9 protein-coding genes and 1 tRNA gene are annotated in these 10,612 nt (G+C 58.8%); 9 read left to right on the top strand and 1 reads right to left on the bottom strand.

The genetic code is table 11. The features are described 5' to 3' along the window. Positions 1–28: 28 nt before the first annotated feature. The 4 genes from A9K65_RS27420 to A9K65_RS27435 all read left to right on the top strand — a co-directional run bounded on the left by A9K65_RS27420 (position 29) and on the right by A9K65_RS27435 (position 3,928). Positions 29–373: a VOC family protein gene (locus A9K65_RS27420; RefSeq protein WP_013532745.1), complete on the top strand. Its 345-nt coding sequence runs from the start codon at positions 29–31 to the stop codon at positions 371–373. 127 nt (positions 374–500) lie between these two features. After that, positions 501–575, top strand: a tRNA-Gln gene (locus tag A9K65_RS27425). Between the two features lie 221 nt (positions 576–796). After that, positions 797–2,887, top strand: coding sequence for an O-antigen ligase family protein (locus tag A9K65_RS27430; RefSeq protein WP_064995155.1), 2,091 nt, complete (start codon positions 797–799; stop codon positions 2,885–2,887). A gap of 168 nt (positions 2,888–3,055) precedes the next feature. Further along, positions 3,056–3,928, top strand: a complete 873-nt coding sequence (locus A9K65_RS27435) for a phytanoyl-CoA dioxygenase family protein (protein WP_245321922.1) — start codon at positions 3,056–3,058, stop codon at positions 3,926–3,928. Between the two features lie 86 nt (positions 3,929–4,014). Here the strand turns inward: A9K65_RS27435 and A9K65_RS27440 are convergent, their stop codons facing one another. Continuing rightward, on the bottom strand, positions 4,015–4,914 hold the full coding sequence (locus A9K65_RS27440) for a LysR family transcriptional regulator (RefSeq protein WP_013532748.1): 900 nt from the start codon (positions 4,912–4,914) through the stop codon (positions 4,015–4,017). Positions 4,915–5,042: 128 nt separating this feature from the next. Between A9K65_RS27440 and A9K65_RS27445 the strand changes: the two genes are divergently transcribed. The 5 genes from A9K65_RS27445 (at position 5,043) to A9K65_RS27465 (ending at position 10,468) form a co-directional block, all read left to right on the top strand. Then, on the top strand, positions 5,043–6,680 hold the full coding sequence (locus tag A9K65_RS27445) for an ABC transporter substrate-binding protein (RefSeq protein ID WP_064995153.1): 1,638 nt from the start codon (positions 5,043–5,045) through the stop codon (positions 6,678–6,680). A gap of 761 nt (positions 6,681–7,441) precedes the next feature. Then, entirely contained in the window at positions 7,442–8,644 is a 1,203-nt protein-coding gene (locus A9K65_RS27450) for an alpha-2,8-polysialyltransferase family protein (RefSeq protein ID WP_245321923.1), read from the top strand. A 75-nt stretch (positions 8,645–8,719) separates the two neighbouring features. Then, a complete protein-coding gene (locus A9K65_RS27455) occupies positions 8,720–9,601 on the top strand; it encodes a hypothetical protein (RefSeq protein WP_064995151.1) in 882 nt (293 codons plus the stop codon). Positions 9,602–9,693: 92 nt separating this feature from the next. Next, positions 9,694–10,062, top strand: a complete 369-nt coding sequence (locus tag A9K65_RS27460; RefSeq protein ID WP_064995150.1) for a hypothetical protein — start codon at positions 9,694–9,696, stop codon at positions 10,060–10,062. Positions 10,063–10,252: 190 nt separating this feature from the next. Next, positions 10,253–10,468 (top strand): hypothetical protein, encoded by a 216-nt coding sequence (locus A9K65_RS27465; RefSeq protein WP_081714302.1) that lies wholly within the window; start codon positions 10,253–10,255, stop codon positions 10,466–10,468. Positions 10,469–10,612 lie beyond the last annotated feature (144 nt).

The following is a 10,612-nucleotide window of genomic DNA, read 5'->3' on the forward strand; positions in this document are numbered from 1 at the left end:
AGAACATATAGTGAACAAAGAGGTGGCTATGAAACTGTCCGGAAAACTCGACTATCTGGAAATGCCGGCTACGGGCGGGACGCTGGACCGGCTGAAGGCCTTCTACAGTTCCGCCTTTGCCTGGTCGTTCACTGACTATGGGCCGACCTATTCGGCCTTTGCCGAAGGCCTGGACGGGGGTTTTCAGGCCGACGCCGCCGAAGCGCCATCGAAGCCGCTGCCGGTGCTGTACAGCAGGGATCTGGAGGCGACCCTCGAGGCTGTCGAAAACGCCGGCGGCACGGTCGTCAAACCGATCTTCGCGTTCCCTGGCGGCCGCCGTTTCCACTTTGCCGATCCGGCCGGCAACGAGATGGCGGTGTGGTCCGAATAGCCAGCTCGTGCCGTCTGGCGGCGTTGCTTTTGCTGCCCAAACAGGCGTTCTCACCACCATTCATGGGGCATTGTGCTTTTTGGCTGCTCTGCTAATAACGCGCCGCACAAGCGACTCTGACGGCAATTGGGGCGTCGCCAAGTGGTAAGGCATCGGTTTTTGGTACCGACATTCCCAGGTTCGAATCCTGGCGCCCCAGCCATCCCGCTCAGGTCCGTTCCGGACACTTAGGACCGAGAGTACCTTTGCGATCTTCCATGAAGCCGATCGGCTAACAGTTCGATTGTGTCATAAATTCAGATGAGCCAAAGCCATCGCGGCAAATTCAGGTCTTGCACATGATCTGGACAGTGTCGCCTTGAACATCTCCTTCTTTCCATACATAGGTCGGCCGGGTGGGTGGCGGCTCAACATGGAACTTCAATGAACCTTCCTATCTTCGCCATCAACCTCGATCGCGAGACCCAGCGCTGGAGCGAATTGCTCGCCAGCGCCGAAGCGGCAGGCCTGACCTTGCAGCGCATTGCCGCCGTCGACGGCCGTGCGCTTGCCAAAGAGGCCTGGACGGAGATCGATCTGCCAGCCGCACGCAAGCTGAGCGGGCGCGACATCCTTTCCGGCGAATATGCCTGTTACCGCAGCCATATCCAGGCGCTGGAAATGTTCGTGGCCGGTGGCAGCGCCCATGGCCTGATCGTCGAGGACGACGTCCTCTTCAGCGAAGACACCATGCGGCGCATCGAGGCCATCATCGCGGCGGTGCCGGATTTCGACGTCATCAAACTGATCAACCATCGCATCAGCTTCTTCATGCGCGCCGTCGAGACGGCGGAAGGCGACGAGATCGGTCGTGCGCTGCATGGCCCGCAAGGCTCGGCCGCCGCCTATCTGGTGACGCGGGAGGGCGCGCAGGGTCTGTTGTCGGCGCTCGCCGTCATGAAAATGCCATGGGACGTCGCGCTCGAACGCTTTTGGGATACCGGCCTGAAGGTCTATTCCGCCCGCCAAAACGTGCTTGGCTTCGCCGCCAGCAGCGAGATCTCCGGCATAGCCGGTCCATCGGGAAGCTACAAATCCGCAAGGTTGGGGGGGCCGAGCCGGCTACGTGCCGGGGTGTTGCGGGCCGGTGACGAGCTGCGCCGCCTGCATCACGTCCTGCTGCGGCCCCCTTTGCCGCGAGATACCCTGGACTATGCCAAGGACAACGCGCCGCGCCACACCTTGCTTCTGTTGCTTGCGGCACTCGCCATTCTGGCCATGGTTTCCGCGGTGTGGCGTGAGGCAGACACCTACCGCTATGCGGGCCTGGCGCTGGCCCTGGTCGCGGTCATCCGCTGGTTCAGGGTGGATCTGTGGACCTACAGCAAACCACTGATCGGTTGGGTCGGCTTCCTGTGTCTGGGCTGGTCGCTCTATGTCTTCATACGACTGGCGATCGTCTATTTCGGCACCCACCAGTTGGGTGGCGCCGAAGGCATTTACATGTTTCCGCTGTTCTATGCGACGACCGGATTCGCCTTTCTGCTGTTTGTCAGGCAGCCCGCACGGCTGGTCCTCTGGTTCATGATCCTCAGTCTTGTCTTCCTGGCGGCGGACACCGCCTGTTCGAACATGTTTCAGGATATCCAACCGGCCCCGTGGCTTTTCAACAATCCCATCCACGCGTCGGTGGCGGCCGGTTTCATCTTCCTCTGCACGCTGCAATTCATGGCTTACACGGCCCAGAGAACGGACCTCGGGAAAGCAACCAAGAACCTTTATTGGGCGCTGTCGACAGCCGTCCTGCTGCTTGCCGTCGTCAATATCATCGAGATGCGGTCAAAGGGCGTGTGGCTTGCGCTTGCGCTTGCGCTGCTCCTGTTGACGGTCATGACCCTGGCGAGAGGCCATCGCCGCGAACTGTTGGTTTCGGGTGGCGTGCTGGCGATCGTGGCGGCCGGCATTGTCGCAACACACAACATCTTCTCGTCCACCGCCGGCGACACCATGACCTTCGTCAAAACCCTGGTTCCGGATGTGTTCAGGCATGGCGTCCTTCCCGCATTCGACCGCGCCATCGCGAGCGATGCGGTTCCGCTTGCAGCCAAGGAAAGGCTGATGCTGTGGGCGGATGCGATCGATATCTGGAAACGCCACCCGATCTTCGGAGCCAGTTCCAGCTGGCTGACCGAGTGGGAGAACAGAACCTATCATCCCATGATCTTAAACGTCTTCCACAATGGTTATCTGGAAATTGCCGTGCGCTATGGTCTGGTCGGACTGGCGTTCTTTGCCTTTCTCTACACCTGGTCGGCCAGGCAGGTTCTGCTGGCCATGCGAGCCAAGCTTGTCGCTCCGGCCGCATGGTCCTGCTACATCTCCACACTGGTTTTCTTCGCCCTCAGCATCCTTACCAATTCCAACAACCGGCTGGCCATGGGTGAGGCCTTCATGTGGTTTGCCGCGGCGTTCGGCTTCTATTGTTTTTATGTTCGCCAGCAGAAGAACCTTGTCGCGCCGCGAACCTATTTTTAGGGCCTAACGGCGCAGCACGTATCTGATCAGCCGGTTGCGGCCAATGCACCTTTGAGGCCCCGCTCAATTTCCCGATAATCGGGAAAGTCGATGCCAAAATCCACGGCTTATCGCCGGCAACCCGTTTGTTACGATCGACACAGATCACAGACGGGGGTTGTCACGGATATGCTGACGGACAGGCAGGCACGCGAAGCGGTGGAGCAGTACCGCGAGGAAGGATATGCGGTCGTTCGACAATTCGTCGACGGCGACGAGATGATCCGGCTGAAGAAGGAAACCGATGCGGTCTATGCCGAAGGCCTCAAGCATCACGCCACCTTCCGGCACGGCAACCTGAATTTCCAGATCCTGCCTGAATCGGACTTTGGCCAACGCTATGTGCTGCAGGCTTACTGGTTTTCCTGGATGAATTCCTATTTCGAGCAGTTCCGCCGCAATCCCGACTATCTGAAGCTGCTCGAGGGTCTGATCGGTCGCGACATAAAACAGATCGCCCAACAGCTGCACTGGAAGCCGCCTGGCGCCAATGTCACGGGTTATCGCTTCCACCAGGATCTGCGCTTTCGTAACCAGGCCGCCTTCGACAATGTCGCCGACGCCACCGTGACAACAGGCCTCGCGGTCGATCGGGCGACGCTGGACAATGGCTGCCTTCAGGTCGTGCCCGGCAGCCACAAGCTCGGCTATCTCGGCCTGTCGGACGAGGGAACCGGCGAGCTGATGAAGGGTCTGACCGCCGAAGAAGAGTTGCGCAAGGTCGGCATCGACCCGGCGACCATCGTTCCGCTGGTGCTGGAGCCGGGCGATCTTGCTTTATGGGGGCTGCTCACCGTGCACGGCTCCTCGCCCAATAGGTCACAGCACGACCGCGCCTTTGCACTGTCCAGCTATGTGCGGGCGGATACGACGCAACGTGGCGAATGGGCGTTCAGGGACGGTGTTTCGGTGCCGCTCGGCAAGACGCCGGCATTGTGCAAATACGAAAAGCTCTTCGAGGAGCCGGGACCGATGTACGACACCACCGCCTGGTGGAAATGACGCTGCCGCGTCGGGCGACGGGGGCAGCAGGGGCCTGGCGTTCGCGCCAGGCCCCTGACGGCGTTGGCCGGCAATCGGGCAGCATTTCAGGCGGTGAAGTCGGCCGACAGTTCGCGGATCAGGAAATCGACGAACGCGCGCACCTTGGCCGCAATATAGGTGCGGTGCGGATAGAGTGCGTAGATCGGGCTGGAGCCGGGGCGAAACTCATCCAGCTGCACTTCCAGCCGGCCGTCGCTGATCGCAGCATCGACCAGCAGGCTGGGCAGATTGCCGATGCCGAAACCGGCGGTGGTCATCTGGTAGGCGGCCTCGACGCTGTTGGTCGAGATGCGCCCGCCGACAGCCGCATCGAAAGGGCCGTCTGGTCCGATGAAAGGCCATGTGCCAAGCCGCTTGGCGAAATTGCTCAGCACGCAGGAATGGCTTGCCAGCTCATCCGGGTGGACCGGGCGGCCGTTTGTGTCCCAATAATCGGGCGTGGCGCAGACATAGTTGCGAACTTCCCCAAGCCGGCGGGCAATCAAGGCGGAATCGGCCTGACCGCCGAAGCGGATGGCGACATCGTAGCCTTCCTCGACAATGCCGACGACATAACGCGCGGTGAGGTCGAACTCGATCGTGGTGAGCGGGTTCTCTTCGAGGAATTTCGGCACCAGCTTGGTTATGCGCGTGTGGCCCAGAACATTGGAGCAGGAAACCCGGATCAGGCCGCGCGTCTCCTTGTGCAGGCCGCGCGTCGAATCCTGCAGTTCGGAAATGTCGTCGAGCAGGATGCGGGCACGCGGAGCATAGTCGCGGCCCGCCTCTGTGAGGCTGAGGCGCCTTGTGGTGCGATTGATGAGCCGGACGCCGAGGTCGTCTTCCAGTTCCTTGATGGTGCGGCTGACGGCCGTCGTCGACATGTTGAGATCGCGCGCCGCCGCCGACAGGCTGCCCAGCAGGCAGACCCGATCGAACACCCGCATCGCCGTCAGAAGATTCATCTTGCCTTCCCCTCGCCGTCGCGGCCCCGCCGCCATCGGCTGGGTCTTGTAGAAAACAGCGCCCAGCAACGACGCGGCAAGGGCATTCCACCGAATTTGGGCGTAAAATCAACAATGGGAGAACCGATATGACATCCAGACCTCTTCATCCGGCGATCGGCACATTTGCGAAAGGCGCGAAGAGCGGCGCGCTTGGCCGCCGCGAGTTCCTGGCGTTGGCCAGCGCCTTCGGCGCCAGCACGGCGATTGCCTATGGGCTCATCGGTCAACCGGTCCCGGCGCGGGCCGAGGAAGCCGCCCAACCCAGAAAGGGCGGCGTGCTGCGTGTTGCCATGCAGGTGATGGAGCTGGAAGACCCGCGCAAGTTCAAGGTTTCGCAGATGGGCAACATCGCCATGCAGTTTCTCGAACCGCTGGTGCGCTGGAAGCCGGATTTCACCTTCGAGCCGGTGCTGCTGCAGAGCTGGGAGATCAATGCGGACGCCACGGAATATGTGCTCAAGGTGCGCCCAGGGGTGAAGTGGTCGAACGGCGACGATTTCACCGCCACGGATGTCGCCTTCAACATCACGCGCTGGTGTGAGAAGGATGCCGCCGGCAACTCGATGGCGGGGCGCATGACCGCCCTGATCGATCCCGACACCAAGGCGGCGCGCACTGGTGCCATCGAAGTTCGCGACGACCACACCGTGGTCCTGAAACTGTCGCAGCCCGACATCACCATCATTCCTGCGATGACCGACTACCCGGCATTGATCGTCCACCGCACGTTCAATCCGAAGGCAGCGCCACTGTCGGCCAACCCCGTTTCCACGGGTCCATTCGAGCTTAAAAAACTCGATGTCGGCGTTGCTGCCTCGGTGCGCAAGCGGCCGGACGGGTCGTGGTGGGGCGGCGAGGTGTTCCTCGACGGCATCGACTGGACCGACTACGGCACCGACTCGGCCGCCACCGTCTCCGCCTTCGAATCCGGTGAGATTGACCTGAACGGACAGACGCAGTCCTATGACGTCGCCATGCTCGACAGGTTGGGCCTGAAGAAAAGCGAGATCGTCACTGCCGCCACCCTGGTCTCGCGCTGCAACGTCAACGCCAAACCCTATGACGACAAGCGCGTGCGCAACGCCATACAGCTTGCGGTCGATAACGAAGCGGTGCTGCAACTGGGCGCCGACGGCATGGGCATCGTCGCGCAGAACGATCATGTCGGACCGATGCATCCCGAACACGCCGACCTGCCGCCGATCAAACGTGATCCGGCCCGGGCCAGGGCATTGCTCGAGGAAGCCGGCCAGCTCGATTTCGAGTTCGATCTGATCTCGGTCGAAGCCGACTACCGCAAGGAAAGCTCCGATGCCGTCGCCCAGCAGATGCGCGACGCCGGCTTCAAGGTGAAACGCACCGTCATCCCGGAATCGGCGTTCTGGAACGACTGGACGAAGTATCCCTTCGCGACGACCAATTGGAACGCCCGACCGCTCGGCATCCAGACCTATGCGCTTGCCTATCAGACCGGTTCGGCATGGAACGAGACGGGGTTCGCCGATCCAGACTTCGATGCCAAGGTCCACAAGGCCAATTCCATCGCCGATCCGGAGCAGCGCCGTGCGGTAATGAAGGAACTGCAGGTCATGCTGCAGGATTCCGGCATCATCGTTCAGCCTTACTGGCGAAAGCTGTTCTGCCATATGAAACCTGCCTTGATGGGCTACCAGATGCATCAGGCCTATGAGCAGGATTTCACACGGGCCTGGCTCGCCGTCTGATCGCGGACAACCCCTCCGACGGGGCGGCGCATTTTTCCGGCACCGCCCTTAGAGCAGTTCACCGTTTCACGGAAACGGCGAGCTGCTCTAACTCTTTGTTTTGAGGCAATTTTGGCCGGAAAACCGCTTCACACTTTTCCTAGAATTGCTCTAGCCTGCTCACCGGGGACGTTGCGCCGAAGCGTCGGCCTCAAGGGCGTTCGAGGAGCAGTGCGGGCTTTGTATCGGGCATGATGCGCAGATGCGCCCACACATGCCCTGCCTTGTCAGGTCGGCCGGGATTGCAGGCCGCCACACCGGACCGGCTGGCACATCAAGTGTGTGAAACATTCTGGTTTCTGCCTCTGTCATCATCTAGCTCCGGTTCATGGCTGGAGCTTACTTTTGACTGGGGGAAGCGAAACCCGCTTTCCCGGGCAACGACCTTCCCGAAAACCGGGAGAATTCGTGCTCTTGGTGCCGAGAGGGACCCGAAGCAGCAAGACGACCGCATGAGCGGTCTGCCGCACCGGGTTCTATTGCCGGATCTCGACAGGTCTCTGCCGCTCAGTTGAAGTGAATTCGCCTGCCTATTGTGCGGAACTCCAGCCTGTCTTGGACGTTAGACCCGCCATCTGAAAGATATTTCCTACCGACGCGATAGGCAGTATTACGAAGCGGTTGGACGCCCCGAGCCACACGGCCTGTCGGATATGAAGCAATTTTGCGGTTGAGATCGCGGAACATGCAGCGTTATTTCCATCCGATCTGGAGATCTTAAATTGCCAGCTCGAATATGCTGCGTCTTTGGCAGCTGGCAATTGCTCAGCCTGGTTGCCTCACTTCGCCAATCAACAATGGATGGAAGCTCCCCGGCGGATCAGGAGCATGAGGACTATCTCCTGCTTTATGAAACGGCCGGCGTTTCCGAGCATTTCAAGACCGGTCTTGCTGAACTTGCGTCTAAAGTATGGACCTGGAGACGGATCATATGGGCGTACGACCTTCTGACGTCCGAGCGTAAATATGGGCAACTGCAAATTTTCCGGATCCATCGCCTGATCCGAGACACAATCGGTCTCGACGCGAGTTCCGTAGCTGAAATCTGGGCCTGCTTCGTTAACCGGCCGTCGGAAAAAATACTGCTGGACTCATACCCAGAAGCCAAGATCGTTTTGTATGAGGATGGCTTGACGTCATACCTTCCATTCGAGATGGCAACCATGTCACGGCCGCCGGGCACAAGGTTTCGACGACGCATCACCGCGGTCTTGATTGCAGGACTCTCTACAATTTCACCGGCGTTCCGATTGAGGAAAGCGGCCGACAGGATAGAAAGACACCATCTGAGACGGGTGACGAAGTTTTATTCTTTGCTTCACGAAATCCCCATTCACGATGCACTGGAGAACGTACCAAGATTTCAGGTCGGCGCTTCGCTGATGCGCGACGTAATAGATGAAGCCTGCAGGGATGCGCTTTCCGGCGGCGATGAACATTGCCGTGCGTCAGCCAACCCACGGATCCTGCTGCTCGGCCAGGCATTGTCGCGAAACCGCATAATGTCGTACGCGCAAGAGGCGGCGATCTATAGACGAATTGCGGAGCAGATCGTCGAGAGGGGATACGACGTTGTCTGGAAGGAACATCCCAGAATAAGCAAGCCCTTCTTCCCCGAATTGCTGGATGCAGTTGGCAATGTGACGGCCGACGCCAACACCAGGATCATGGAAGCTAACCTGCCACACATATATCCGATAGAGCTTGTCGTATCCCGGATGAACATCGTTGGCTGCGTCTCCGGCACGTCAGCTGCCCTTCTTTACCTGAAGTGGCTTTACGGCATCAAAACATACACATTTGCGGAAACCCTGGTCCCCCTCATGACTGGCGCGGATATTCTAATGAGCGAAATGGTAAAAGCCCATGCGGAGCCCTTTTCAACGCTCCAATCTTTGAACGAGACGCAGAAAGGGATCCGTTGAAAGGCGGTAACCCGAACAGGTTGAACACGATCCTCGCTGTCCAAATTCGGACAAACTCGATCTGGGACACCATCGATGTCAAAGCCGCTTTCAGTCCTTCAACGAGCCACCAGGGCCGACGTTCGATCGGAGCCGTTTCCACACGTCATCCTGCGTGACGCCCTTCCCCTCGATCTCTACCAGGAATTGGCCGGCACGTTTCCCGCTCCGGAAACGCTCGAAATCGATACACCCCGCAACAACACCAGGTGGGATTATGAGGCCCACCGCGTTCGGTCGAACGAAGCCGTGCCGCAAATATGGCGCGATTTTATCGCCTACCATGTATCGCAAGGATTTTTCGGCGAGGTCGCCGACCTGTTCTACGACGATATTCACAAGCTTTACCCTGATTATTACCCCAATTATGAACGCCTCAAGAATATGAAAGCGGGCATCAGGTTTAGTGACACCTATGCAACGCGCGACATACTGATGGATGCGATGCTCAGCGGGAACACGCCGGTGACCAATGCCGGATCGGTGCGGACAAGCCACATCGACAATGGCGACAAGCTATTTTCTGGCCTGTTTTATATGAGGCCGGAAGATTATGATGCCGTTGGCGGGGACCTGACAATTAGTCGTTTCCAGTCCAAATACGCCACGCTGAAAGCCAAAGCGGCACTCTTCAATGATGCCTATGTCGACGACACCCATTTGGAATGCGTCGAAACAGTTCAATACGACAAGAACATTCTTGTATTGTTCATCAATTCGATTGAATCGGTCCACGGCGTCACAGTCCGCCAACCCACCAACAAATCCCGGCTTTTCGTCAATCTGGTTGGAGAAGTCGAAAAGCCATTCTACATCAAAGGAAAAAAGATACGGCCGCGCTACGTCCCGGCGCATCAAAATCAGGATGAGGCGGAACAGACCTGGCTGAAAAAGCTCAAGCAAAAATTGCGGCTTTAGAAGAACAACGCCGTCGATCCGAGTTTCAGCCTGAACTGCCAATACCGAGCCGGATTCGACTTTCCCGGCGGCCAGGCAAAGATTGGAACAGAATGAGATTTTATCCAGCCGTCGAACGGATCGCCTTTTTCGCCACGCTTGCCGCTGTTCTTGCCCTTGCACTGCTGCCTATACCCCAACTCGAAGAGTACGGGATCGATATCGGTTTCCGTTCCGACAAGCTGAACCACGCCAGCGCCTTTGCCGTCATGACTTTCCTTGGAGGGCTCGGCTGGCCCGATCGAAAAACAAGACTAATCGTCTTCCTGGCCATGATTGGAGCGGCGATCGAGGTCCTGCAGGGCACGGCGCTGATACGGCGCGATCTGGATGTGTTCGACTGGTTTGCCGATTGCGCCGGCATCGCATGTGGCCTCGTGGCCGTGATCTGTGTGAACTGGATCTTGCGGCGCAGAGGTTGAGCCCGCTCTCAAGCCTTATCTGCACGGCGCCGATAGCCACAGGAGTTCGCCCTCGGCTCCATTGACACAGCGAAATCGGATTGCAACGATCCGATCCGATCCGATCCGAGAGTGAACGTTTTTTCTAACTTGGCCGGACAGATATTTTGGGCGCGGCACCCAGGAAGTGCGCCATCAGTATTGAGGGACGATGACGATCAAGATCAGGCTTCCGGGCGGTGTATTGAAGGTCAAGCAACGTTATGAGTTGCGGCGGCGAGAGCACAAGGGCGAAGTCCCGGTCTGGCAGTTTGGCAAATATTTCGTCATCTGGTGGCCCAGTACAATTCCTGATCGCCCCTCCAGGAGCTCGAATACTGATGAGGAACTTGAAATGAATCTTCCATCGTCTGGAGAAAGCACGTAAGCTCTATGCATCATGGCTTTGCGAATCAGATTGCCGGGGGGCACACTGAAGGTGAAGACCTACCGCGAACTGCGTGATCGCGAGCGGGATCGCAGGGTGCCTGTGCTGAAACTGGGATCGCTCTATTTCGTCTGGTCCCCGGCC

The organism is Mesorhizobium sp. WSM1497 (assembly GCF_001672455.2).
GTDB lineage: Bacteria > Pseudomonadota > Alphaproteobacteria > Rhizobiales > Rhizobiaceae > Mesorhizobium > Mesorhizobium ciceri.

What these genes read in the sequence shown, in the direction of transcription:
- A9K65_RS27420 (WP_013532745.1), top strand. Translation starts at nt 29, where the DNA reads ATGAAACTGTCCGGAAAACTCGACTATCTGGAAATGCCGGCTACGGGC.
- A9K65_RS27430 (WP_064995155.1), top strand. Translation starts at nt 797, where the DNA reads ATGAACCTTCCTATCTTCGCCATCAACCTCGATCGCGAGACCCAGCGC.
- A9K65_RS27435 (WP_245321922.1), top strand. Translation starts at nt 3,056, where the DNA reads ATGCTGACGGACAGGCAGGCACGCGAAGCGGTGGAGCAGTACCGCGAG.
- A9K65_RS27440 (WP_013532748.1), bottom strand. Translation starts at nt 4,914, where the DNA reads ATGAATCTTCTGACGGCGATGCGGGTGTTCGATCGGGTCTGCCTGCTG.
- A9K65_RS27445 (WP_064995153.1), top strand. Translation starts at nt 5,043, where the DNA reads ATGACATCCAGACCTCTTCATCCGGCGATCGGCACATTTGCGAAAGGC.
- A9K65_RS27455 (WP_064995151.1), top strand. Translation starts at nt 8,720, where the DNA reads ATGTCAAAGCCGCTTTCAGTCCTTCAACGAGCCACCAGGGCCGACGTT.
- A9K65_RS27460 (WP_064995150.1), top strand. Translation starts at nt 9,694, where the DNA reads ATGAGATTTTATCCAGCCGTCGAACGGATCGCCTTTTTCGCCACGCTT.
- A9K65_RS27465 (WP_081714302.1), top strand. Translation starts at nt 10,253, where the DNA reads ATGACGATCAAGATCAGGCTTCCGGGCGGTGTATTGAAGGTCAAGCAA.